This window comes from Stenotrophomonas sp. YJH_SMC_8 (genome assembly GCF_059371315.1).
In genome coordinates this window covers 20353-43308 of the sequence record NZ_JCAFUL010000021.1, presented here as the reverse complement: position 1 = coordinate 43308, position 22956 = coordinate 20353, and the positions used below count along the sequence as shown (strand labels likewise).

Genomic DNA, 22956 nt, shown 5'->3' with positions numbered 1-22956 from the left:
TGCGCGCGGATCGACAAGGAAAGGGAAGGCAGGTTCATGCCGCAATGCTAGCATCGCCGGATGCCCAACCCGCTCCTGCCCGGCCTGCAGCTGCAGCCCCTGCCCTACGAAGACCGTCTGCCGCTGCGCGACCCGGCCACGCTGGAGACGGTGGTGATCCACTGCACCGAGCTGCCCGATCTGGCGATGGCCCGCGAGTACGGCGAGCGCGTGCTGTACGACAGCGGCGCCGGCAACAGCGGGCATTTCTACATCGACCGCGATGGCCGCGTGGTGCAGTACGTGGCGCCGGAACGGGTGGCCCACCACGTACGCGGCATGAACGCGCATACGCTGGGCATCGAGCTGGTCAACACCGGGCGCTACCCGCACTGGTTCGACAGCCGTCACCAGGCGATGGACGAGGCCTACACCGAGGCGCAGCTGTTGGCCCTGGAGGCGCTGCTGCTGGCGCTGGTGGCGCGCTATCCGTCGCTGCGGCGGATTGCCGGGCACGACCAGCTGGACCTGGAGCAGGTGCCGGCCAGTGATGACCCGACGCTGACGGTGGCGCGCAAGCGTGATCCGGGGCCGCTGTTCCCGTGGGCGCGGGTGCTGGCGAAGGTGCCGTTGCAGCCTGTTGGGTAAGCGGCAGGGCTGCGCCCTGCACCCGCAGAAGCAACGGCCGAAGCAAGTGCAACAGCAGCATTCCGTGGGATGGCGGGGCGGGTCCGGTTGCGAGGGACGCCGTAAACCCATCCATGGGGGCTTGGCCGCGGCATCCATGCCGCGGACACCCTCGCAACCGGCCCCACCCCGCCTTCGACAGATCTCCGCCGCTGTTGGTAGGTGTCGACCTTGGTCGACACGGTTCATCCACGCCATGCGTGGATGGACGTTGAAGCGATCGGAACGGGCTTTTGTAGCTCGACTGCCCTTTGCGTGGAAATCGAGACGATAGAGTCAGGCGCCGGTGGCGACCGGGCGGGTGCTGTCGCTCACCCAGCCGCTCCAGGAGTCGGCATAGATGCGCGCACCGCTCAGTCCTGCGCTTTCCATCGCCAGCAGCAGGTGGCAGGCGGTCACGCCGGAGCCACACATCAGCACCACCTGCTGCGGATCGCGGTTGCCGATCACGCCCTGCAGTTCAGCGCGCAGTTCCTGTGCGTCGCGCAGGCGGCCGTCCAGTACGTTCAAGGCGAACGGACGGTTGACCGCGCCCGGCACGTGGCCAGCAACCGGGTCGAGGGGCTCCACTTCGCCGCGGAAACGTTCGCCCGCGCGTGCGTCGACCAACCAGCCCGGTGCATGTTTCAGGCGCGCGGTGATTTCATCGGCGTTGGCGATCTGGGTGGTGTCGAAACGGCCCGGGTAGGCAGGCAGCACCGCCACGTCACTCTGGCCGCTTTCCAGCGCGTGCCCGGCGGTCTGCCAGGCGGCGATACCGCCGTCGAGCACGGCCACCTTGTGGTGACCAATCAGGCGCAGCAGCCACCACAGGCGCGACGCGGCCATGCTGCCGTCGCTGCCGTCGTAGACCACCACCTGGGTGTCGGGGCCAATGCCCCACTGCCCCAGCTTTGCGGCAAAGGCATCGCTGTCCGGCAGTGGATGGCGTCCGTGGCCGACGCGCGACAGATCGGACAGGTCACGATTCAGATCGGCGTACACCGCACCCGGGATATGACCTGCCAGATACTGGCCGCTTCCCGCCTGCGGGTCGGCCAGCGAGGAACGCGCATCGACCACCCGCACCGCAGTGCTGGCGGTGGCGCGTGCATCGACCACGCGGATGCCCTCGCCCAACGCGGCAGCCAGGGTGGCGACATCGACCAGGGTGGTCCACGGCGGATCGATCGGGTTCATTGCACTTGCTCCAGGCGACGACGCAGGTTGTAGAGAATGGCCGCGGTGGCGCCCCATATGCGCTGGCCGGGCCAGCCATACTCAAGGACGTGACGGATGCGGCCGCGATGATTGATTTCGACCTGGCGCAGGTTGTCCGCCGCCATCAGGTAGTCCAGCGGCACCTCGAACACCTCGGCCACTTCGCTGGGCTGCGGTACCGGCACGAAGTCCGGATCGACCACCGCCACCACCGGAGTGACCCGGTAGCCGGTGATCGTCACGAAGGGATCCAGGTAGCCCAGCGCCTGCACCTGGCCGGGGGCCAGTGCGATTTCTTCCTGGCTCTCGCGCAATGCCGCCGCCAGTGCGTCGCGGTCGTCGGGCTCGGTGCGTCCGCCGGGGAATCCGACCTGGCCACCGTGCGTGCGCAGGGTTTCGGTGCGACGGGTGAGGATCACCTGCGCGCCATTGGCACGCGGCACGATGCCGGCCAGCACCGCCGCTTCCACCGGCGGACCCGGAGGCAACAGGTCGATCAGTTCGCTGCGGTTCCAGCCATCACCGGCCGGCGGTTCGGCCAGCGGGTGCAGCGCGCGCATCAGCCGTTCGTGGTCGGCCAGCGAACCGCGCAGTGACTGCTGCAGCTGTTGGCGCAATGGCTGCACGCGATGCAGGATGCGGTTGCGTTCGTCATTGCTCATCGACGACCACCGCGCGATTTCGTCGATATGCCGCCCGCACCCGCTGCACTGCCGGTGCGGATCCAGCGTGCACACTCCGATGCAGGGACTTGCGACAACACGCGCCGTTTCTTCCATTGTTTGCACCCGCCAACAGTAGCGCGAATGGGCGGGATTTGCGCGGGTGGCCCGGCCGGACGGTAGAGTCGACTGTCAGTCGACTGCTCTTCCATCTTCTTGCGGGGAACCCCGCGCTGCGCGCGATAGTCGACCAACGGTCGACTCTACCGTCAGGGACTGCGCAAACAAAAACGCGCCGGTGGGATCACCGGCGCGTTTGGTTTGCTGCTTCGATTTACTTGACGCTGACCAGCTTGATCTCGAACTGCACAGCCACGTTCGGCGGGAACGGGGTGCGCGGGTCGGCACCGTAGGCCTGGTCCGGCGGCAGGGTGACTTCCCACTTCGAGCCTGCCGGCATCTGCAGCAGGGTCTCGCGCATGGCCTTCATTTCGACTTCGCTGACCTTGATCGACGGGATCTGCTGGGCCGGGCGGGCTTCGGTCGGGCGCTGGCCGTACGGGAACGGACCGGCCACTTCCAGCTGCACGGTGCTGGCCTGGGTCGGCTTGGCACCCTTGCCGGCTTCGATCACGCGGTACTGGACGCCGCTCGGCAGCGACTGCACGCCGGCCTTGGCCTTGTTCGCCGCGATGAACTGATCGCTCTTGGTCTTGTTTTCGGCAGCAGCCTTTTCGTACTCGGCCTTGGCAGCCTGGGCACGGCCCTGCTCGCGCTTCTGGAACGCTTCAACGGCCGGCTTCAGCTGCTCGGCGGTGATCGCCGGCTGCTTCTTGGCGTAGGCATCCTGCAGGCCCTTCACCACCGAGTTGATGTCCAGCTGCTCACCACGACCGGTCAGCTCCGCCAGGTTGTTGCCGTAGTCGTAACCGAAGTAGTAGCTCAGCTTGCCCTTTTCGGACGAAACGTCCTGGGCGAAGGCATTGCCCGTCAGGGCCAGGGCCGCGACGGCGACCGCGATAGAACGCAACTTCATCAAACAGTTCTCCAGGGGTGGTAACTCAGGGACGTTCTGCGCCGCCCTGAGGCGACGGGTTAGGATAACGGGCGCAACGTGTAACCGCTACTCACGATGCAGGCTATGACCCGTCTGCGTTCGCGGAGTTCAATATCACTTTTTTTTAACGTTCCAGGAGTTTCCCCGTGGCCGATGCCCTGATCGCTGTTACCGACGACGGCGCCATCCGCACCGTGACCGTCCAGCGCCCGGACAAGCTCAACGCCCTCAATGCCGCGACCCTGCAGGCCCTGGCCGAGGCCTTCAGTGCTGCCGCCGCAGACCCGGAGGTGCGCGTGGTGGTGCTGACCGGTGCTGGCCCGAAGGCGTTCGTGGCCGGCGCCGACATTGCCGAGATGAACACACTCAGCGCGGTTCAGGGACGTGATTTCTCGCTGCTGGGCCAGGCCCTGATGCGCCAGATCGAGCGCATGCCCAAGCCGGTCATCGCCCGCGTGAACGGTTTCGCGCTGGGCGGCGGCCTGGAACTGGCCATGGCCTGCCACCTGCGCATCGCCGCCGATACCGCCAAAGTCGGCCAACCGGAAATCAATCTCGGCCTGATTCCCGGCTTCGGCGGCAGCCAGCGCCTGCTGCGCCTGTGCGGCCGTGCCGCCACCCTGGAGCTCTGCCTGCTGGGTGCACCGATCAACGCCGCACGCGCGCTGGAACTGGGGATCGTCAACGAGGTGGTGCCGGCCGACGCGCTGGACAATCGCGTGAATGACGTTGCCCGCCAGCTGGCGCGCTCGGCGCCGCTGGCCCTGCGCGGCCTGCTGGACGCGGTGCACGTGGGTGGCGAATGCAGCCTGGAAGCCGGGCTGGAATACGAAAGCGCGCAGTTCGGCCTGCTGTTCGCCACCGAGGACATGCGCGAGGGAACCAGCGCCTTCCTGCAGCGCCGCCCGCCGGCCTTCCAGAACCGCTGACGCCATGGCATCCCGACCCAACCCCGCGCAGCTGTTCGCCCGGGTCCAGGCAGACGATCTCGATGGCGCCCTGCAGGCCGGGCTGATGGACTATGTCGCCCGCGCCGACGACGCGCAGTTGCTGCCCGGCCACCCGGAACTCCCGCAGCGGTTGCAGCAGGCCCAGCAGCAGCTTCAGGCCGCCTGGGCGACACGCGAACGCTACCGCGCCCGCGCGGTACGGCTGGCCCGCCGCGAAGCCGAACGCGACGCACGGCGCACCCCGGCCCCGGCGCCGGACGTGAAGCCCGCCCTGCCCGCCGCAGCGGCCGCCATCCTCGCCCGGGCCAAGGCCCGCGCCATCGGCAAGGAGCAGTAATGGCCACCACGAAGAAGACTGCACGCGCTCCGGCGCGGCGTGGTGGCACGATGCCGCGCGCCGACGTGGTGGAGATGTTCACCCGCCTGCGCGAACTCAACCCGCACCCGAAGACCGAACTGGAATACAGCTCGCCGTTCGAGCTGCTGGTGGCGGTGGCGTTGTCGGCGCAGGCCACCGACGTCGGCGTCAACAAGGCCACGCGCCGCCTGTTCCCGGTGGCCAATACGCCGGCGAAGATCCTCGCGCTTGGCGAAGAAGGACTGAAGCAGTACATCGCCACCATCGGCCTGTTCAACGCCAAGGCGAAGAACGTGATCGCCACCTGCGCGATCCTGCTGGAAAAGCATGGCGGTGAAGTGCCGCGCGATCGCGATGCGCTGGAAGCGCTGCCGGGCGTGGGCCGCAAGACCGCCAACGTGGTGCTCAACACGGCGTTCGGCGAGCCGGTGATGGCGGTGGACACGCATATCTTCCGCGTCTCCAACCGTACCGGACTGGCCCCGGGAAAGAACGTGCGCGAAGTGGAAGACAAGCTGGTGAAGGTGATCCCCGCCGAGTTCCTGCTCGACGCGCATCACTGGCTGATCCTGCACGGGCGTTATGTGTGCAAGGCGCGCAAGCCGGATTGCCCGGGCTGCGTGATCGCCGATCTGTGCCGGTTCAAGGAAAAGACCACGGCCGAGGCGTGACGCAGTCTCTGTTGTGACCAGACGAAGACGGCGGGCACAAGGCCCGCCGTCTGTGTTTCAGGACAAGCATGCTTCAGGGGATCAGAACGACAGGTCGCCCCAGACGCCGAATTCCTTGGTCTTGTCGTTCTTCTTGTCACCGGCGTTGGCCAGGTGGGTGTACTTGTACACGGTCGACAGCTTGAGGTTCTTCATGACCGGGAACTCGACGCCGACGTTCCAGTACTTGTCGCTCAGGGTCGGGTCCAGGGTCTTGCTGACGTCGGTGTCATCGTAACGACCGAACACGTTGATGCCGCCGTCGGTCACGCGCACGCTGCCCCACACCGACCAGCCGCTGGACTTGTCGGTGGCAACGGTCATCACGTTGTTGAGGTTCTTGGCCTGGAAGTACTCACCACCGACGCGGAAATTGCTGTCGGCGTAGGCCACCATCGCGTTGGCGCGGGTGTAGGTGTTCTCGGAACTCTGGATGTCGGTTTCCTTGCCCAGCTTGCCGCTGTAGCCACCGACGGCAACCACGAAGTTCTCGTTCGGGGTGTAGGCCACGCGGCCTTCCACATCCATGCCCTTGCTGCGGGTCGGGTTCTTGTAGCCGGCGCCGGACACGACCGAGACGGCGTAGTTGAAGTTGTTGCCCAGGTTGCCGAAGCCATGCAGGCCCCAGTCGGACGAGTTGCCGTACTTCAGGCGGTCGGTCAGGGTGTTCTCGACATAACGCATGCCGTAGAACTTCTCGACGTACGGGATCCACGGCATGTCGGCGGCACCGACGCGCAGGTTGAAGGCCGGGTCGAAGCTGCCCTGCACGTAGGCCTTCTTGACGAACAGTTCGGTGTTGCCGATGGCCGAGCTGTACTGGAAGTCGGTGGTCAGGTTCGCCGACCAGATGTCGTTGAACTTGTGGTCGACGGTCAGGTAGAAGCGCTTGACGTCCAGACCGGTGCCGCTGGCGGCGGTGTCCTTGCCGTTGCTGGTCTTGTCGATGTTGGTCAGGTCGAAGAACATGCGACCGCCGATCTTGTTGTCATTGACCAGCTTGGCCAGCTTGTCGACGCTGGTCTGGGTCTTCTGTGCACCTTCCAGCGCCTGCGCCTGGGTGATGTTCACTTCGGACTGCGCGTCGGACTGCGCCTGCAGCGCCTGCGAATCGTTCTGCAACTGCTGGACCTGGGCCTGCAGCGCGGCGATCTGTGCCTGCAGCTGCTGCAGCTGTGCCTGGGATACGCCCGAGCTGGCAGGGGCTGCGAAGGCGTCGGCGGAAACCAGACCGAGGCTTGCAACGACCGCGGCGGCGAGCAAATGGGAACGCATTTTGGATCTCTCCAGAGGGTTGGAATGGCTTGGGCAGAACGCCACGCCGGCAGGCCGGTCAAGCGTTTTGCGAACGTTCCGTTAAAACCATGACAGTCGAATGACAAACTGCGCACCAAACACAGGTTTCTTCGTGCGGTCATGCGGACGACGCAATTGCACCGGCATCTGTGTCGAGGCCTTGCGGCACATGGCGTGATGTATCCGCTTCAACGTGCAACGCGGCCCCATGCATCCCTGTGCAGGACATGACATCGCTGCCGGATGCCCATTCCCGGGATGCGTGCGCGTCAGCGCGGAGGCCCCGACAACGGCATATGGAGGTTGGCGACGCGCCACCCCGCCGCCCTTCGACCGCGCGCGAAACCTTCACGGACACCGCGGCAGCGGCAGCGGCCAGCGCTGTAACGGTTGCGTCATACAACGGTCCCTGCGCTGTCATCGAACCGTTATGGAATGTGCGCCGGGCGGGTAACCCCGCATCCCAATCAACCCAGGAGCCACCCCGTGATCCACGCCTTCAAGTCGCGCGTTGCCGTTGCCGTCTTCGCAGCGTCGTCCGTGTTCGCCGCCAACGCCGCTGAAATCACCGGCGCGGGCGCCTCGTTCATCTACCCGGTGATGTCGAAGTGGTCGGCCGACTACAACGCCGCCACCAGCAACAAGGTCAACTACCAGTCGATCGGCTCCGGCGGCGGCATTGCGCAGATCAAGGCCAAGACCGTTGATTTCGGCTCCTCCGACGCCCCGCTGAAGCCGGAAGAGCTGGCTGCTTCGGGCCTGGCGCAGTTCCCGTCGGTGATCGGCGGCGTGGTGCCGGTGGTCAACGTGGCCGGCATCGCCCCGGGCGCGCTGAAGCTGGACGGCACCGTGCTGGCCAACATCTTCCTGGGCAAGATCAAGACCTGGAATGATCCGGCCATCGCCGCGCTGAACCCGGGCGTGGCCCTGCCGAGCGCCAAGATCACCGTCGTGCACCGTTCGGATGGTTCGGGCACCACCTTCAACTTCGTCAACTACCTGTCCAAGGTCAGCCCGGAGTGGAAGAGCTCGGTCGGCGAAGGTACCTCGGTCCAGTGGCCGGCCGGCATCGGCGGCAAGGGCAACGAAGGCGTTGCCGCTTACGTGAAGCAGATCAAGGGCGGCATCGGCTACGTCGAACTGTCCTACGCGCTGCAGAACAAGCTGTCGTACACCGCGATGAAGAATGCCGCCGGCAAGTTCGTGCAGCCGAGCGATGCGTCGTTCGCCGCGGCCGCCGCCAGCGCCGACTGGGCCAGCGCCAAGGACTTCTACCTGGTGATGACCAACGCCCCGGGCGCCGAGTCCTGGCCGATCACCGCCACCAACTTCATCCTGGTGCACAAGAAGCCGAAGAATGCTGCCAACGGCAAGGCCACCCAGGAGTTCTTCCGCTGGGTCTACAAGAGCGGCGACGCCCAGGCCCGCCAGCTGGACTACGTGCCGCTGCCGGACAGCCTGGTCCGCCAGATCGAGACCTACTGGTCGCAGAACCTGAAGTAAGCGTTCCCCCGCAGGAACGGGGTCGGCGGGTCCTCTCTCCCCCGCCGATCCCACCCGGGCGCGAGATCCTCGAGATCTCGCGCTCTTCTTGTTTTCTGGGGGTTGGTCGTGAAGAGCGTTGCGCCTGCGCTGATCCATGGGGGAGTCGGTGGGCCAGGGCGTGCAGGACACGCCGTAAACCCGTCCCTGGGGGCTCGGCCACGGCATCCATGCCGTGGACGGTCCTGCACGCCCTGGCCCACCGCCTCTCGACAGTTCATTGGGGGCGCGGTGGGGTCATGGAAGGCAGGAGCAAAGGCAGGAGCGCGTGTAGAGCCGAGCCCATGCTCGGCTGGGTGCTGGAGCGTGCGGACCAACGGTCCGCACCTACCGAGAGGACAGGGAGCAGTCGAGCATGGCTCGACTCTACCCAGCACCCCGACCGTCATACCGGTGCGCAGATCCGGGGTCTCCGGGCCCCTGCCAGGGGGCGGCCAACCCTGTGAAACCCTTGTCGTAACGTGATCCAGGACACCTCTGTCATGGTCGTAATACGGCTGTAACAAAAACATCATTTCATAGCCGCATCCGCCGACGACGTCGGCTCTTCCCCGCTATGGAGTGACCATGAAACTGCACTCGGCCGGCCTTGCCGCCCTTTCCCTGGCCATCGCCCTGGGCCTGTCGGCCTGCGGTGGCGACAAGCAGGCCGCGCAGCAGCCGGCTGCCGACGGTGCCGCCGCTCCGGCCGCCGCCGGTGCCAAGGTGACCGCCGAAGTGTCCGGCGCGGGCGCGTCCTTCATCTTCCCGCTGGTCTCCAAGTGGTCGGCTGACTACAACGCCAGCACCGGCGCCAAGATCAACTACCAGTCGATCGGTTCCGGCGGCGGCATCGCCCAGATCAAGGCCGGCACCGTCGACTTCGGTTCCTCCGACAAGCCGCTGAGCAGCGAAGAGCTGGCCCAGGCCGGCCTGGCCCAGTTCCCCTCCGCCATCGGCGGCGTGGTGCCGGTGGTCAACATCGAAGGCCTGGAAGGCGGCAAGCTGCGCCTGAGCGGCGCCCTGCTGGCCGACATCTTCCTGGGCAAGGTCAAGACCTGGAACGACCCGGCCATCGTCGCCGCCAACCCGGGCGTGAAGCTGCCGGACGGCAAGATCACCCTGGTCCATCGTTCGGACGGTTCGGGCACCACCTTCAACTTCTCCAACTACCTGTCCAAGGTCAGCCCGGAGTGGAAGAGCAAGGTCGGCGAAGGCACCTCGGTGCAGTGGCCGGACGGCGTGGGTGGCAAGGGCAATGAAGGCGTCGCTTCCTACGTGAAGCAGATCAAGGGCTCGATCGGCTACGTCGAACTGGCCTACGCGCTGCAGAACGGCATGCCGTACACCGCCATGCAGAACGCGGCCGGCAACTGGGTCGAGCCGAGCGCGGAGACCTTCGCCGCTGCGGCCGCCAGCGCCGACTGGGCCAGCGCCAAGGACTTCAACCTGGTCATCACCAATGCCCCGGGCGAGCAGGCGTGGCCGATCACCGCCACCAACTTCATGCTGATGCAGAAGCAGCCGAAGGACGCCAAGCGCAACCAGGACACCCTGGCCTTCTTCAAGTGGGCCTTCGAGAACGGCCAGGCCCAGGCCAACGAGCTGCACTACGTGCCGCTGCCGGCCGAACTGGTCAAGCAGATCGAGGCCTACTGGGCGTCCGACCTGAAGTGATGGACACGACGGTGCCCGCCCCGCGCGGGCACCGCCGCTTCCACGCCGTGCCGCCCCGCCCCTTCCTGGCCCTGCCGTCCCCATGAATGCCATCGCCCAGCCTGTAGCCGCCCCGTCCACGCGTGATGCGCGTGATGCCCGCAACGACAAACTGTTCCGATGGGTGCTGGTCGGCACCGTCATCTTCGTCCTGATCGCCCTGGCCTGCGCCGCGCTGTCGATGCTGTGGGGCGGCCGCCATGCCCTGCAGATGCAGGGCCTGAGCTTCTTCTTCTCCGCCGACTGGAATCCGGTCGAAAACAAGTTCGGCGCCCTCGCTCCGATCTACGGCACCCTGGTCACCGCGCTCATCGCGATGGTCATCGCCGTGCCGGTCAGCTTCGGCATCGCCTTCTTCCTCACCGAAGTCGCGCCGCGCTGGCTGCGTGGCCCGGTCGGTACCGCCATCGAACTGCTGGCCGGCATTCCCTCGATCATCTACGGCATGTGGGGCCTGTTCGTGCTGGTGCCGGTGATGACCGAGTACGTCACCCCGTTCCTCAACGAAACCCTGGGCGAATGGCCGATCATCGGCCCGATGTTCCAGGGCCCGCCGCTCGGCATCGGCATGCTCACCGCCGGTTTCGTGCTGGCCATCATGGTCATTCCGTTCATCTCCTCGGTGATGCGCGAAGTGTTCCTGACCGTGCCGACCCGCCTGAAGGAATCGGCCTATGCGCTGGGTTCCACCAAGTGGGAAGTGAGCTGGGACATCGTGCTGCCCTACACCCGCTCGGCGGTGATCGGCGGCATCTTCCTCGGCCTCGGCCGCGCCCTGGGCGAGACGATGGCGGTCGCCTTCGTGATCGGCAACAGCGTGCGCCTGTCGCCCTCGCTGCTGGAGCCGGGCACCACCATCGCCGCGCTGATCGCCAACGATTTCGGCGAAGCCACTGAAACCTATCGCTCGGCCCTGCTGCTGCTCGGCTTCGTCCTGTTCATCGTCACCTTCGTGGTGCTGGCCATCGCCCGCCTGATGCTGATGCGCCTGTCCCGCAAGGAGGGCAACTGATGTCCACCACCGCTGATTCGTTGTACCTGCGCCGTCGCATCGGCAATGTCGTTGCGATCACCGCCTCCTGCGCCACCGCGCTGTTCGGCCTGTTCTTCCTGGGCTGGATCCTGTTCACCCTGGCCTCGAAGGGCCTGGCCGGCATCAACTGGGATCTTTTCACCAAGATGACGCCGCCGCCGATGCAGGAAGGCGGCCTGGCCAACGCCTTCTTCGGCAGCGCGGTGATGTGCGCGCTGGCGATCGGCATCGGCACCCCGCTGGGCGTGCTGGCCGGCACCTGGCTGGCGGAGTACGGCAACGCCCGCAAGGCCGGCACCGTGGTCCGCTTCGTCAACGACATCCTGCTGTCGGCACCGTCGATCGTGCTGGGCCTGTTCGTCTACACCCTGTACGTGATGCAGACCGGCGGCAACTTCTCGGCGTTCGCCGGTGCCCTGTCGCTGGCCTTCATCGTGCTGCCGGTGGTGGTGCGCACCACCGACGAGATGCTGCGCCTGGTGCCCTCGCAGATGCGCGAAGCGGCGCTGTCGCTCGGCATCCCGCAGTGGAAGGTGATCGTGCAGGTGCTGTACCGCAGTGCATCGGCCGGCATCATCACCGGCATCCTGCTGGCGCTGGCGCGCATCTCCGGCGAAACCGCCCCGCTGCTGTTCACCGCCTTCGGCAACCAGTACTGGAACAACAACATCTTCCAGCCGATGGCCTCGGTGCCGGTGGTGATGAACCAGTTCGCCGGCAGCCCGTATGAATCCTGGCAGGTTCTGGCCTGGGCCGGTGCCCTGGTGCTGACTGTCTTCGTGTTGCTGGTCAGCCTTGCCGCCCGCGGCATCCTGCTGCGCAACCGTATCTCCCATGACTGACCTTTCCGTGGATAACGCCATGAACGACCTTTCCAACGCCGTGCCGATGCAGCGCATCGCCGTGCCGTCCTCGCACGAGAGCCTGCACACGCCGTCGCCGGTGAAGCTGGCTGCGCGTGGACTGGACTTCTACTACGACAAGTTCCACGCCCTGAAGGGCATCAACCTGGAGATTCCGGAAAAGCGCGTGACCGCGCTGATCGGTCCCTCCGGTTGCGGCAAGTCGACCCTGCTGCGCATCTTCAACCGCATCTACGCGCTGTACCCGAAGCTGGAAGCGCGCGGTGAGGTGCTGTTGGACGGCGAGAACATCCTGTCGCCGAAGTACCCGATGAACCGCCTGCGCAGCAAGGTCGGCATGGTGTTCCAGAAGCCGGTGCCGTTCCCGATGACCATCTTCGAGAACGTGGCCTACGGCATCCGCCACCACGAGAAGCTGAGCAAGGCCGACATGGCCGACCGCGTCGAGCAGGCGCTGCGCCAGGGCGCGCTGTGGGACGAAGTGAAGGACAAGCTGGGGCAGAGCGCGCTGGGCCTGTCCGGTGGCCAGCAGCAGCGTCTGTGCATCGCCCGTGCCGTGGCCCTGCGCCCGTCGGTGCTGCTGCTGGACGAGCCGACCTCGGCGCTGGACCCGATCTCGACCAGCCGCATCGAGCAGCTGGTGGAAGAGCTCAAGCACGAGTACACCATCGTCGTCGTCACCCACAACATGCAGCAGGCCGCGCGCGTGTCCGACTACACCGCCTTCATGTACCTGGGTGACCTGATCGAGCACGACCGCACCGAAGTGATCTTCTCGCAGCCGTCGCAGCGGCAGACCGAGGACTACATCACCGGTCGCTTCGGCTGATCGACGCTGTTCCTTCGCCATATGTCCCAGCCAGGCATGGCCTGGCTCTACCCGGATTGCAGACCATGAATCTTCCCAACGACCACATCGTCAAGAGCTACGACGAAGAGCAGCAGCGCCTGGTGGCCGAAATCGTGCGCATGGGCGAGATGGCCGTCGCCCAGCTCGAAGCGGCGATGGACGTGATCGAGAAGCGCGACGAGAACGCTGCCCATCGCATCATTGCCAATGATGAAGCGATCGACGCGCTGGAACAGCAGATCAGCCACGACGTGATGCGCCTGGCGCTGCGTGGGCCGATGGCGCGCGACCTGCGCGAGATCCTCGCCGGCCTGCGCATCCCGGCGGACATCGAGCGTATCGGCGACTACGCGGCCAACGTGGCCAAGCGCTCGATCGCGCTGGGCAAGGTGCCGCCGCTGCCGCAGATCCAGGGCCTGCGTGCGCTCGGCCGCCTGGCCGCGCAGCAGGTGCGCCGTGCCATCGCCGCCTACCGTGACAACGACGCCGATGCCGCGCTGGAACTGCGCGAGGACGACGCCCGCCTGGACGCGCAGTACACCGCGCTGTTCCGCGAGCTGCTGACCTACATGATGGAAGACCCGCGCAACATCACCCCGTGCACCCACCTGCTGTTCATGGCCAAGAACCTGGAGCGCGTGGGCGACCACGCCACCAACATCGCCGAGAACGTGTGGTTCCTGGTGCACGGCGAGCAGCCGCTGCCGCCGCGTGAAAAGCGCGACGAGACCTCCAGCACCGGCCAGATCTGACGCTGCACTGCAACAACGGAGTTGGGTCCAAGGTGGCCGCTGTCCTGGTGACAGCGGCCTTCTTTTTTGGGTTTCTCCGTGAATTCATCCACGCATGGCGTGGATCTACCGGAGGGCGTTTGGCGTGGATCTGCCGGGGCTTCGTCCGCGCGTGGTGTGGATCCGCCGGGCGGTCGGGGTAGATCCACGCCATGCGTGGATGCTCTGCCGCGGGCCACCGTTCTCCGCTTCTGTAACAAACCTCACGAAAATTTGAGTTCTTGGCGAGGATTCGTTGAGTAGGATCGCTGCACCATCGTTTCCACCGGCATCCCTGCCGGCCACCCGGGCACCCGCCCACACCACCCAGGAGCACGACCGATGAGCAGTTCCAACAAGACCCTGTCCCTGCTGACTGCTACCGCCCTGGCCGCCGGCCTGGGCATGACCGCCAGTGCCTCGGCCCTGAGCATGAGCGACCTCGCCCAGGGCTACCTGGTGGCCGGACAGGCAGCCAAGGCCAGTACCGACGCCAAGGCCGCCGACACCAAGATGGCCGCTGACGCGACCAAGCATGCCGAAGGCAAGTGTGGTGCCGACGGCAAGACCGCCGAAGGCAAGTGCGGTGCCGACAAGGGCAAGGCTGCCGGTGCGGCAGCTGGCGCCAAGGCAAAGACCGGCGACAAGAAGGCGGCCGAAGGCAAGTGTGGCGAAGGCAAGTGCGGTGGCAAGCACTGACGTCCGCGCCAGCGTCGTCAACCCGCGGTTGCCGCTTCGCGCGGCGGCCGCAGGGTTGGGGCTGCGCCGGGCGCTGTTGCAGGAGCTGCGCGATGCACCGGCCGGCGATTTCGATTTCCTCGAATGCGCGCCGGAGAACTGGATCCATGTCGGCGGCCCTGCCGGTGACGCACTGGCCGAGCTGGCGCAGCGCTATCCGCTGAGCTGCCACGGCCTGTCGTTGTCGCTGGGCGGCAGTGCGCCACTGGATACGCAGCTGTTGGAGCAGGTCGGCCAGTTCCTGGAAAAACACCGCGTGCCGCTGTACAGCGAACACCTGAGCTACTGCAGCGACGACGGCCACCTGTACGACCTGCTGCCGATTCCGTTCACCGATGAAGCAGTGCACCATACCGCCGCGCGCATCGCCCAGGTGCAGGACCTGCTGGGCCGCCGCATCGCGGTGGAGAACGTGTCCTACTACCTGGCGCCGGAGCCAGCGATGGACGAGCTGGCCTTCACCAATGCCGTGCTTGCCGAAGCCGACTGCGACCTGCTGCTGGACGTCAACAACGTCTACGTCAACGCCTGCAACCACGGTTACGACGCCGACGCGTTCATCGCTGGCCTGCCCGCAGACCGCATCGTCTGCCTGCACGTGGCCGGGCATCTGGACGAGGCACCGGACCTGAAGATCGATACCCATGGCAGTGCGGTGATCGACCCGGTCTGGGAGCTGCTGGCACGCACCTATGCGCGCATCGGCGCTCGCCCCACCCTGCTCGAGCGCGATTTCAATTTCCCGCCCTACGCCGAACTGCGCGGCGAACTGCAGACCATCCGCCGCCTGCAGGCCGCGCACGCGGAGGCTGTATATGGCTGATACCCCCGCCACGCTGCGCGCGCAGCAGCACGCGTTCACCGCACACCTGCGCGATCCACGGGCGGTGGCTGCACCGGCCGGGCTGGAACCGCGCCGCGTGGCGGTGTACCAGCGGCTGCTGTTCAACAACCTGCTCGGCCTGTTGAGCAACGGCTTCCCGGTCTGCGTGCGCCTGCTCGGCGAACCGGCCTGGAGCACGCTGGTCCGCCACTACTTCGCCACGCATCGCTGCCAGACACCATTGTTCACCGAACTGGCCGTTGAATTCGTGCAATGGCTGCAGGCGCAGCCGCAGCTGCCACACCCGGCGCTGGCCGAGCTGGCCCACTACGAGTGGGTGGAAACCGCGCTGTACCAGCTGGACGCCGGACCGCTGCCGGCGCCGGGCGACATCGATCCGTTGCGGGCGCCGCTGCAACGCTCGCCGCTGGCCTGGCCGTTGCTGTACCAGTGGCCGGTGCACCGCCTCGGCGCCGAGGATGCACCGACCGAGCCGCCGGCCGAGCCGACCGGCCTTCTTGTGCGCCGCGAGGCCGACGGCGAGGTTCGCTTCGCCACGCTCAGCCCGCTGGCGGTGTACCTGCTGTCCAGCATCGGCGAACAACCCGGCCTCGATGGCCGCAGCTACCTGCAGCAGCTGGCCGCGGCGCATGGATTGCCCGAGGACGCCCTGGCCGGACCCGGTGCCGCGTTGCTGCAGCAGTTCCTGCAGGCCGGCGTGATCGGCCCACTGCCGGCCACCGGCTGACACCCCCTTCCCCCGGAGATCCACCGATGAAGCTTCCGACCCTGGCCACTGCGCGTGGCCAGCTGGACCGTCTCGCCCCTTGGTTGGCCCCGCTCGGCCTGCGCCTGCTGCTGGCCTGGGAATACTTCGAATCCGGCCGCGAGAAACTGCATGGTCAGAACTGGTTTGCCGACCTGCAGGATGCCTTCCCGTTCCCGTTCGACCAGTTGCCGAGCGCGCTGAACTGGCAGCTGGCGACCTGGTTCGAACTGGTCGGCGCGGCCTGCCTGCTATTGGGCTTCGGCACGCGTTTCGCCGCCGCCAGCCTGCTGGTGCTGACCGTAGTGGCCACCTATGCGGTGCATTGGCCGATGGAGTGGAACTCGCTGGCCGACCTGGCCATGGGTTACGCGATCACTGACCAGGGCTTCGGCAACTTCAAGCTGCCGGTACTGTTCATGGCGATGCTGCTGCCGCTGATCTTCACCGGCGCCGGTAGGCTGAGCCTGGATGCGTGGTTGGCACGGAGGTCTCCCTCGGCCACGCCTGCGCGGCCAGCAGTCCGGTAAATGCCGACCTTGGTCGGAGCGCACCGTGCCAACCAAGGTTGGCACCTAACGGAATCCTGAGCGCGCGGTGCCCCGGCGTGTGTCGACCTTGGTCGACACACGCCGGGGCAGGGAACGCATGCACCGAAGGCTGGCCGGGCGCTCAGGGTCGCTCTGCTAGAATTCACGCATGAATGACCCGACTCCCGCACCTGCCGCCGCTCCCGATTCCGCAGTTCCCCAGGCGCAGCGCGCGATGTCACAACGCTTCCGCGGCTTCCTGCCGGTGGTGGTGGACGTGGAAACCGGCGGCTTCGACAGCCAGCGCAACGCCCTGCTGGAGATCGCTGCGGTGCCGATCGAGATGGACGAGAACGGCCTGCTCTACCCCGGCCAGACCGCCAGTGCCCACGTGGTACCGGCCGAAGGCCTGGAGATCGACCCGAAATCGCTGGAAGTGACCGGCATCATCCTCGACCACCCGTTCCGGCTGGCCAAGGAAGAGAAGGCCGCACTGGACCACATCTTCACCCCGGTACGCGCGGCGATGAAGAAGTACGGCTGCCAGCGCGCGATCCTGGTCGGCCACAACGCGCATTTCGACCTGGGCTTCGTCAACGCCGCGGTGGCCCGGACCGGCCACAAGCGCAATCCGTTCCATCCGTTCAGCGTGTTCGACACCGTCACCCTGGCCGGCATCGCCTACGGGCAGACCGTGCTGGCGCGTGCCGCCACGGCTGCCGGGCTGGGCTGGGATGCGAACGAAGCGCACAGCGCGGTGTACGACACCGAACAGACCGCACGATTGTTCTGCACCATCGCCAACGCCTGGCCGCGGTAGGACAGCCAACGGCGGCGCCCCTCGTGGCGGGATGAGGCATCCCGGTTGAGTCCGGGCGGGGTGGATTCGCGGGGGACGCCGTGAACCCATCCCTGGGGGCTTGGCCGCGCCATCCATATGGCTGGGCGCCACGGAAAGATCAGAAAAAACGAAGTCAGAAGCAGCGGGTCGCGCGGTAGATCCACGCCATGCGTGGATGAATTCAACCGATGCTCGTGCGATCGCGGCCGTCGCTCTTGGCGCGGTACAGCGCGCGGTCTGCGCGCTGGTACAGCAGCGCCGGGGTGCGGTCATCGGCATCCAGTTCCACCAGGCCTGCACTGAAGGTCACGCGCAGGCCCGCTACACCGGCCCAGTCGGGGTGGTCATGGAACAGGCCGCGCAGGCGCGCGCACAGCTGCGCGGCTTCTTCCAGGCGGGTGTCGTTGAGCAGCAGCGCGAACTCCTCGCCACCGGTGCGCGCGGGCAGGTCCGAGTCGCGGCAGGCCGCGGCGATCAGCCTTGCCACCTGCACCAGCACAGCATCGCCAATGCTGTGGCTGTGCCGGTCGTTGACGTCCTTGAAGTGGTCGATGTCCAGCACCACCAGGCACAGCGGGTGGCCGCTGCGCTGTGAGCGGGCGAAGTCGCGCGCCAGCGTTTCGTCGAAGGCACGGCGATTGGCCAGCCCGGTCAGCGCATCCTCGCGCGCCTGCCGCTCGAAGGCCTCGGCCTGCCGTGCAAGGCGCTCGGCCAGCTCGGTCTTTTCCTGGTTCAGCGCCTGCAGGTGCACGGTCTTGGCCTGCAGGTCGAAGGTTGCCTCGTCCACGCGTCGTGCCAGGCGCAGGTTGCTGGCCTTCAGCTGCTGCAGCAGCAGGCGGTACAGCACAACCAGCCCGGCCAGCAGCAACAGCCCGCCCAGCACCTGCACGCTGCGGCGCTGCCACCAGAACGGCTCCACCGTGAAGCTCCACACGGCTTCCTGCTGGCCCCAGGCCCCGCCCGGATGCGCTGCCGACACATGCAGGGTGTAGTCACCTGGAGGCAGGCCGACGAACTCGACGCTGCGCTGCGGGCCGCGCTCGACCCAGCCGGTGTCCAGGCCATCCAGCCGCGTGCGGTAGCGGATCCGGTCCGACATCAGGTAGCTCAGGCCCACATAGCTCACCGCCAGACGTCGGCCACCGGGAATGTAGTTGCGATCCGGGCCCTCCCAATGCACGGGTGCGCCATCCACCTGCACGCTCTCGATCGCTGCCGGCGGTGATGGGCGCTCACGGAAGCGCTGGAGGCGCTGCGGGTCGACGGTGCTCAGGCCACCGGCGGTGACCACCCAGAACGTGCCGTCCTGGCGCAGGATCGCCGACGGTCCGGAGCTGCCGTTGGCCTGTGCGTTGGCCATGCCGTCGATCTCGTTGTAGCGCTCCACCACTACCCGCGGTGCGCGGCCATCGGCCACGGCGTTGAGGGTGGCCATATCGGTGCGCAGCACGCCACGGTTGCTGCTGATCCACACATTGCCCAGGCGGTCCGGCACCAGCTGGAACACCGCATCCACCGGCATGCCCTGCTCCAGGCCGACGCGTGCCAGTTTTCCGTCGAGCCAGCGGTACAGGCCGCGGTCGCTGCTGACCCACATCGCATCGCCCAGCTGATGGAAGCCGAACACACTGCGGCCCCCGCCCATCGGTGCCAGGTCGATCGACTGCACGTGGTCGCCACGCAGCACGCGGATGCCCTCGATGGTGCCGATCCACAGATTGCCCTGGTGGTCATGCTCGAGTGCGGTGATGAGGCCACCGGGCATGCCCGGGGCATTGGGCACCTGCACCCGGTCGCCGTCGATGCGTACCACGCCCTTCTGCGTACCCGCCCAGACCCTGCCCTGCGGATCGACACTGATCGCGCGGATGTTGCCACCCGGCATGCCATCCGCGGCTGCATAGTTGTGGCGGAGGCTGCCATCGCGGCCCAGCCGGTAGACGCCATCGCCGAACGTACCGACCCACAGGTCGCCGTCCGGCCCCTGCGCCAGGCTCAATACCGATGGCGCCTTGCCACCGCGGTTGTGCAGGGGAACCGCACGGAAGCGGCCATCGGGCGTCTGCAGATCCAGGCCACTGGCACTGCCGACCCACAACTGGCGGTCGCGGTCCTCCAGCACCGTGCGCACATAGTCGCCACTGAGGCCATCGCGCTCGGTGTAGCTGCTGAAAAGTGTTTCGCGCAGGCGGTAAAGGCCACCGTTGGCCCCCACCCAGATGCTGCCTTCGGCATCCTCGCGCAGGCTGACAACGCGCCCGCCCGGCAGGTTCAGGCCGGCCGGCAACCGCTCCAGACCATGCGCCGAGATCCTCAGCAGGCCCTGGTTCTCGGTTCCCAGCCACAGGTCGCCGTGCCGGTCCTGCAGCATCGAGGTCATGTGCAGCTGTCCCGGCAGCCGGTGCACCAGCACCAGCTGATCGTCCTCCACGCGGTACAGGCGCTCGCCGGCGACGATCCACAGCGCGCCATCCGGCGCCCGGTACGGCCATGACAGGCCGGTGCCGGCCCCCAGGCCCCACGCCGCGGGTGCGCGCTTGAGCACGCCGTCGTTGTCGCGCAGCACCAGCCCGTCAAGCGTGCCGACCCAGACCCGGTCCTGCGCGTCGACCACCAGCTTGGTGAAGCTCATCGCCATCGGCAGGTCGGCCGCCGGTGCCTGGTAGACGATGCCCTTGTCCGGCGTCAGATAGCCGATGCCCTTGCCTTCGTACAGCAGCCACAGGCGCCCCTGGCTGTCCATCTGCATGGACTGGATCAGCACCTGCGGGGTGTCGGCCTGATGCTCCCAGACCCGCCACTGGCCGTCGTTGCCGCGATGGCTGACATTGCCGCGCGAATCACTGATCCACAGCCCACCCTGCCGATCGACCAGCAGTGCGCCGATGCCGTTGTCGCGCAGCCCCGGGCGGGTGCTGCGGTCGAACACGGTGAAATCCAGGCCGTTGTAGCGCACCAGGCCTTCCCAGGTGGCAAACCACAGGTGCCCCTCAGGGGTCTGCGCGATATCGCGCAGCGAGTTGTGCGGCAGGCCATTGCGCGAGGTCCACACATCGATGGCGTAGTCGCGCAGCGGCGGCGCACCCTCCTGCGCGGCCAGCGGCAGCGCCAGGACCAGCAACAGCCACAGCAGGCCGCGCTGCAGCGCCTGCCTGGCTTTCGAAACGCGGCGCTCCACCCAGCACCCGTTGTCCCCTGGCCTGCCCATCAGCTCGGCGGCAGTGGCCGGTGGCGGCTGCAGGGCATGGCAGCAAGCGGGAACGACCGGGCAACGCGGAACAGCGTGCCGGCAGAAACGGGCTGACTCATCGGGGAGAAACTGGGGAGATGCGCAGATGATAGGCCATACCCTGGCCCCGGCGTCATCGCCGTGTGGCCGGCAGGCTCAGCCGGCCCGTCCAGGCGGCACCACCTGCGCACTGGCCGGCCACTGCACCACCGCCTCCAGACCGCCCTCGGCACGGTTGCGCAGCCACAGGCGCGCGCCATCCTTCTCGGCCAGGGCGCGCGCAATGGTCAGGCCCAGCCCGGCGCCACCGGTTTCCCGCGAACGCGAGGTTTCCACCCGCACGAACGGATCGAACACGGCCTCCAGCTGGTCTTCCGCCAGGCCCGGGCCATCGTCGGACACCATCGCCGTGATCGCGCCGCCGCTGCGCTCCACCCGCACGCGCACGCGGTGGGCATACATCACGGCGTTGTCCACCAGGTTGGAGAACAGCCGGTGCATGGCCAGCGGGCGCAGCATCAGCACCGCACCGGTGCCACCTTCGAAGACTACGTCGGCACCGCCCTCGGCTGCGTCTTCCACGATGCTTTCCAGCAGCGAATCCAGATCCAGCGCGGCGCGCTGCTCGGCGCTCTCGGCGCTGCGGGCCAGCTCCAGGCCTTCGCGCACCAGTGCCTGCATCGCCGCCAGATCGCCGATCAGGCGTTCGCGCAGCACCTCGTCGCTGACGTTCTCCAGGCGCAGGCGCAGGCGGGTCAACGGGGTCTGCAGGTCATGGGTGATCGCCGCCAGCATCTGCGTGCGTTCGGCCAGGTGCCGCTGCAGGCGGTGCTGCATGGCATTGAAGGCCTCGGCGGCGCGCTGCACTTCACGCGGCCCGCGCAATGGCAGTGGATCGCGCTGCAGATCGTCGCCAAGATCCTCGGCGGCGGCCGCCAGCTCCTGCAGCGGCGCGCTGGCCATGCGCGCGACGATGTAGGCCAGCACAGCGATGGCCAGCACCAGCAAGGTCAGGAACCACGGGTCCACGGCCAGAATGCCGTTGTGGGCCACCGCCGGCGAATCCAGCGCCAGCTTCAGCAGCGTACCGTCGTTGAGCGTCACATCGACCGCGCGGCACTTGGGCGGAATGAAGGCCGGATCGCGCTCACGCGGATGCCGCCGGTGCCCCGGCGGCGGCGGCGGCAGCAGGTCCTGCAGCTTGGGAATGCAGGAACGGAACGAGGTGAAGTGCACATGCGCGCGCGACACCGGGCCGGGCCGGTCGTCCAGCACTTCCATCAGTGCGGTATCCGCCCGCCCCAGGCGCGCGCCGGGCTGCAGCGCACGCACGCTGGGCCCGCCGACTTCAAGCAGGCGCTCGCGCAGTTCGGGATTGCCGTCGAGCAGGTTGACGTAGCCCTGCAGGCGGTCGGCAATGCGGTTCAGGTTCTGCCGCTCGAACTCCTGCTGGCGTTTGGAGGTAGCCAGCATGGTCGCGCCGATCGCAGCCACGCTCATGCCCAGCAGCAGGATGACGAACAACCGCCCGACCATCGAGGACAGGAAATGGCGCAGGCGCTTCATGACGGCTTATTCCAGGTTCACCGAGGAGGCCAGCACGTAGCCTTCGTTGCGCACGGTCTTGATCAGGCCATCCGGGCCACCGTCATCGCCCAGCTTGTTGCGCAGGCGGCTGACCTGCAGGTCGATCGCGCGGTCCTGCGCCTCATAGTTGCGGCCACTGCTGAGCGCGACCAGCTGCTCGCGCGACAGCACCTTGTTGGCATGCGCGATGAACACCCGCAGCAGGCGGAACTCGGCGCCGGACAGCACAACCACGCGGTCGTCCGGGTCCACCAGGTGGCGATGCTCCAGATCAAACACCCAGCGCGAGAAGCGCGCGCGGCGCACCGCCAGGGGCTCGAGATTGGCCGGCAGCGCCTCGGTCCGGCGCAGCACGTTGCGGATGCGCGCCAGCAGCTCGCGCGGTTCGAACGGCTTGGCGAGATAGTCGTCGGCGCCCATTTCCAGGCCCAGCACGCGGTCGATCGGCTCGGCGCGCGCGGTCAGCATGATCACCGGCGTGTTCGAACGTGCGCGCAGGTCGCGGCACAGGGTCAGGCCATCCTCGCGCGGCAGGTTGAGGTCGAGCACGATCAGGTCCACGTGCTCGCGGTCCAGCAGCTGGCGCATGGCGGTGCCATCGGCGGCGGTGCTCACCTGGTAACCGGCACGGCCGAGCTGCTCGGCCAACAGGGTGCGGATGTCGTTGTCGTCGTCGACGATCAGCAGTCGATGCATCGTGTTTTCAGTCTCCATGGCGCGATCATCCCGTGTCGGCAGCTGAACCGCATCCGGGGCAATGCGTACCAGTGTATCCAGCCGCAGGCGGGAT

22 protein-coding genes are annotated in these 22956 nt (G+C 67.2%); 15 read left to right on the top strand and 7 right to left on the bottom strand.

Annotation, left to right across the window (positions count from 1 at the left end; genetic code table 11):
* Positions 1-60 precede the first annotated feature (60 nt).
* Positions 61-627, top strand: a complete 567-nt coding sequence (locus AC5P88_RS18855) for an N-acetylmuramoyl-L-alanine amidase (RefSeq protein ID WP_111112554.1) — start codon at positions 61-63, stop codon at positions 625-627.
* Positions 628-942: 315 nt separating this feature from the next.
* On the opposite strand, the gene AC5P88_RS18850 is transcribed toward AC5P88_RS18855, so the two are convergent.
* The 3 genes from AC5P88_RS18850 to AC5P88_RS18840 form a co-directional block, all read right to left on the bottom strand.
* Positions 943-1845 carry a sulfurtransferase gene (locus AC5P88_RS18850; protein WP_495225750.1) on the bottom strand — a complete coding sequence of 301 codons (903 nt, stop codon included), beginning with the start codon at positions 1843-1845 and terminating at the stop codon, positions 943-945.
* Complete coding sequence (locus AC5P88_RS18845) at positions 1842-2645, bottom strand: CoA pyrophosphatase (RefSeq protein ID WP_106550330.1); 804 nt, start codon at positions 2643-2645, stop codon at positions 1842-1844. Before AC5P88_RS18845 ends, AC5P88_RS18850 begins: the two co-directional genes overlap by 4 nt.
* Before the next feature lie 217 nt (positions 2646-2862).
* Positions 2863-3564 (bottom strand): FKBP-type peptidyl-prolyl cis-trans isomerase, encoded by a 702-nt coding sequence (locus tag AC5P88_RS18840; RefSeq protein WP_005408797.1) that lies wholly within the window; start codon positions 3562-3564, stop codon positions 2863-2865.
* Between the two features lie 167 nt (positions 3565-3731).
* Between AC5P88_RS18840 and AC5P88_RS18835 the strand changes: the two genes are divergently transcribed.
* The 3 genes from AC5P88_RS18835 to nth are packed head-to-tail and all read left to right on the top strand — an operon-like array spanning position 3732 to position 5564.
* The gene (locus AC5P88_RS18835; protein WP_111204175.1) at positions 3732-4514 is read left to right on the top strand and encodes an enoyl-CoA hydratase/isomerase family protein; all 783 of its coding nucleotides are present in this window, start codon (positions 3732-3734) and stop codon (positions 4512-4514) included.
* A 4-nt stretch (positions 4515-4518) separates the two neighbouring features.
* On the top strand, positions 4519-4872 hold the full coding sequence (locus tag AC5P88_RS18830; protein WP_495225749.1) for a hypothetical protein: 354 nt from the start codon (positions 4519-4521) through the stop codon (positions 4870-4872).
* Positions 4872-5564 (top strand): endonuclease III, encoded by a 693-nt coding sequence (gene nth / locus AC5P88_RS18825; RefSeq protein WP_106550328.1) that lies wholly within the window; start codon positions 4872-4874, stop codon positions 5562-5564. The genes AC5P88_RS18830 and nth overlap by 1 nt, the downstream gene beginning before the upstream one ends.
* A gap of 81 nt (positions 5565-5645) precedes the next feature.
* Here the strand turns inward: nth and AC5P88_RS18820 are convergent, their stop codons facing one another.
* On the bottom strand, positions 5646-6878 hold the full coding sequence (locus tag AC5P88_RS18820; protein WP_049431224.1) for a porin: 1233 nt from the start codon (positions 6876-6878) through the stop codon (positions 5646-5648).
* A 507-nt stretch (positions 6879-7385) separates the two neighbouring features.
* Between AC5P88_RS18820 and pstS (AC5P88_RS18815) the strand changes: the two genes are divergently transcribed.
* The 11 genes from pstS (AC5P88_RS18815) to rnt all read left to right on the top strand — a co-directional run bounded on the left by pstS (AC5P88_RS18815) (position 7386) and on the right by rnt (position 17329).
* Positions 7386-8402: a phosphate ABC transporter substrate-binding protein PstS gene (pstS, locus tag AC5P88_RS18815; RefSeq protein ID WP_049431219.1), complete on the top strand. Its 1017-nt coding sequence runs from the start codon at positions 7386-7388 to the stop codon at positions 8400-8402.
* A gap of 606 nt (positions 8403-9008) precedes the next feature.
* Positions 9009-10097, top strand: a complete 1089-nt coding sequence (gene pstS, locus AC5P88_RS18810) for a phosphate ABC transporter substrate-binding protein PstS (RefSeq protein WP_197595751.1) — start codon at positions 9009-9011, stop codon at positions 10095-10097.
* Positions 10098-10179: 82 nt separating this feature from the next.
* Positions 10180-11148: a phosphate ABC transporter permease subunit PstC gene (pstC, locus tag AC5P88_RS18805; RefSeq protein WP_008267250.1), complete on the top strand. Its 969-nt coding sequence runs from the start codon at positions 10180-10182 to the stop codon at positions 11146-11148.
* Positions 11148-12011, top strand: a complete 864-nt coding sequence (gene pstA, locus AC5P88_RS18800) for a phosphate ABC transporter permease PstA (protein WP_032127902.1) — start codon at positions 11148-11150, stop codon at positions 12009-12011. Before pstC ends, pstA begins: the two co-directional genes overlap by 1 nt.
* A 19-nt stretch (positions 12012-12030) precedes the next feature.
* Entirely contained in the window at positions 12031-12861 is an 831-nt protein-coding gene (gene pstB / locus AC5P88_RS18795) for a phosphate ABC transporter ATP-binding protein PstB (RefSeq protein ID WP_495225748.1), read from the top strand.
* A gap of 65 nt (positions 12862-12926) precedes the next feature.
* Complete coding sequence (phoU, locus tag AC5P88_RS18790; RefSeq protein WP_049444209.1) at positions 12927-13634, top strand: phosphate signaling complex protein PhoU; 708 nt, start codon at positions 12927-12929, stop codon at positions 13632-13634.
* Between the two features lie 360 nt (positions 13635-13994).
* Positions 13995-14351 (top strand): HvfA family oxazolone/thioamide-modified RiPP metallophore, encoded by a 357-nt coding sequence (locus AC5P88_RS18785; RefSeq protein WP_049428737.1) that lies wholly within the window; start codon positions 13995-13997, stop codon positions 14349-14351.
* Positions 14338-15213: an HvfB family MNIO-type RiPP peptide maturase gene (locus AC5P88_RS18780; protein WP_495225747.1), complete on the top strand. Its 876-nt coding sequence runs from the start codon at positions 14338-14340 to the stop codon at positions 15211-15213. Before AC5P88_RS18785 ends, AC5P88_RS18780 begins: the two co-directional genes overlap by 14 nt.
* The gene (locus AC5P88_RS18775; protein ID WP_495225746.1) at positions 15206-15961 is read left to right on the top strand and encodes an HvfC family RiPP maturation protein; all 756 of its coding nucleotides are present in this window, start codon (positions 15206-15208) and stop codon (positions 15959-15961) included. The genes AC5P88_RS18780 and AC5P88_RS18775 overlap by 8 nt, the downstream gene beginning before the upstream one ends.
* A gap of 26 nt (positions 15962-15987) precedes the next feature.
* Entirely contained in the window at positions 15988-16509 is a 522-nt protein-coding gene (locus AC5P88_RS18770; RefSeq protein ID WP_286075397.1) for an HvfX family Cu-binding RiPP maturation protein, read from the top strand.
* Positions 16510-16678: 169 nt separating this feature from the next.
* A complete protein-coding gene (gene rnt, locus AC5P88_RS18765) occupies positions 16679-17329 on the top strand; it encodes a ribonuclease T (RefSeq protein ID WP_495225745.1) in 651 nt (216 codons plus the stop codon).
* Between the two features lie 202 nt (positions 17330-17531).
* Here rnt and AC5P88_RS18760 read toward each other — a convergent pair whose 3' ends face one another.
* The 3 genes from AC5P88_RS18760 to AC5P88_RS18750 all read right to left on the bottom strand — a co-directional run bounded on the left by AC5P88_RS18760 (position 17532) and on the right by AC5P88_RS18750 (position 22880).
* Positions 17532-20558, bottom strand: a complete 3027-nt coding sequence (locus AC5P88_RS18760) for a ligand-binding sensor domain-containing diguanylate cyclase (protein WP_106550649.1) — start codon at positions 20556-20558, stop codon at positions 17532-17534.
* Between the two features lie 177 nt (positions 20559-20735).
* Complete coding sequence (locus AC5P88_RS18755; RefSeq protein ID WP_049428723.1) at positions 20736-22145, bottom strand: ATP-binding protein; 1410 nt, start codon at positions 22143-22145, stop codon at positions 20736-20738.
* Between the two features lie 6 nt (positions 22146-22151).
* A complete protein-coding gene (locus AC5P88_RS18750) occupies positions 22152-22880 on the bottom strand; it encodes a response regulator (protein ID WP_005408779.1) in 729 nt (242 codons plus the stop codon).
* Positions 22881-22956: the final 76 nt, after the last annotated feature.

Excerpts from the sequence above, each read along its gene's own strand:
- AC5P88_RS18845 (WP_106550330.1), bottom strand. The coding sequence starts at position 2,645 with ATGGAAGAAACGGCGCGTGTTGTCGCAAGTCCCTGCATCGGAGTGTGC.
- pstB (WP_495225748.1), top strand. The coding sequence starts at position 12,031 with ATGAACGACCTTTCCAACGCCGTGCCGATGCAGCGCATCGCCGTGCCG.
- AC5P88_RS18760 (WP_106550649.1), bottom strand. The coding sequence starts at position 20,558 with ATGGGCAGGCCAGGGGACAACGGGTGCTGGGTGGAGCGCCGCGTTTCG.
- AC5P88_RS18840 (WP_005408797.1), bottom strand. The coding sequence starts at position 3,564 with ATGAAGTTGCGTTCTATCGCGGTCGCCGTCGCGGCCCTGGCCCTGACG.
- AC5P88_RS18830 (WP_495225749.1), top strand. The coding sequence starts at position 4,519 with ATGGCATCCCGACCCAACCCCGCGCAGCTGTTCGCCCGGGTCCAGGCA.
- AC5P88_RS18755 (WP_049428723.1), bottom strand. The coding sequence starts at position 22,145 with ATGAAGCGCCTGCGCCATTTCCTGTCCTCGATGGTCGGGCGGTTGTTC.
- AC5P88_RS18775 (WP_495225746.1), top strand. The coding sequence starts at position 15,206 with ATGGCTGATACCCCCGCCACGCTGCGCGCGCAGCAGCACGCGTTCACC.
- phoU (WP_049444209.1), top strand. The coding sequence starts at position 12,927 with ATGAATCTTCCCAACGACCACATCGTCAAGAGCTACGACGAAGAGCAG.
- AC5P88_RS18785 (WP_049428737.1), top strand. The coding sequence starts at position 13,995 with ATGAGCAGTTCCAACAAGACCCTGTCCCTGCTGACTGCTACCGCCCTG.
- AC5P88_RS18820 (WP_049431224.1), bottom strand. The coding sequence starts at position 6,878 with ATGCGTTCCCATTTGCTCGCCGCCGCGGTCGTTGCAAGCCTCGGTCTG.
- AC5P88_RS18750 (WP_005408779.1), bottom strand. The coding sequence starts at position 22,880 with ATGGAGACTGAAAACACGATGCATCGACTGCTGATCGTCGACGACGAC.
- AC5P88_RS18850 (WP_495225750.1), bottom strand. The coding sequence starts at position 1,845 with ATGAACCCGATCGATCCGCCGTGGACCACCCTGGTCGATGTCGCCACC.
- rnt (WP_495225745.1), top strand. The coding sequence starts at position 16,679 with ATGAATGACCCGACTCCCGCACCTGCCGCCGCTCCCGATTCCGCAGTT.
- AC5P88_RS18855 (WP_111112554.1), top strand. The coding sequence starts at position 61 with ATGCCCAACCCGCTCCTGCCCGGCCTGCAGCTGCAGCCCCTGCCCTAC.
- pstA (WP_032127902.1), top strand. The coding sequence starts at position 11,148 with ATGTCCACCACCGCTGATTCGTTGTACCTGCGCCGTCGCATCGGCAAT.
- AC5P88_RS18770 (WP_286075397.1), top strand. The coding sequence starts at position 15,988 with ATGAAGCTTCCGACCCTGGCCACTGCGCGTGGCCAGCTGGACCGTCTC.
- pstC (WP_008267250.1), top strand. The coding sequence starts at position 10,180 with ATGAATGCCATCGCCCAGCCTGTAGCCGCCCCGTCCACGCGTGATGCG.
- nth (WP_106550328.1), top strand. The coding sequence starts at position 4,872 with ATGGCCACCACGAAGAAGACTGCACGCGCTCCGGCGCGGCGTGGTGGC.
- pstS (WP_197595751.1), top strand. The coding sequence starts at position 9,009 with ATGAAACTGCACTCGGCCGGCCTTGCCGCCCTTTCCCTGGCCATCGCC.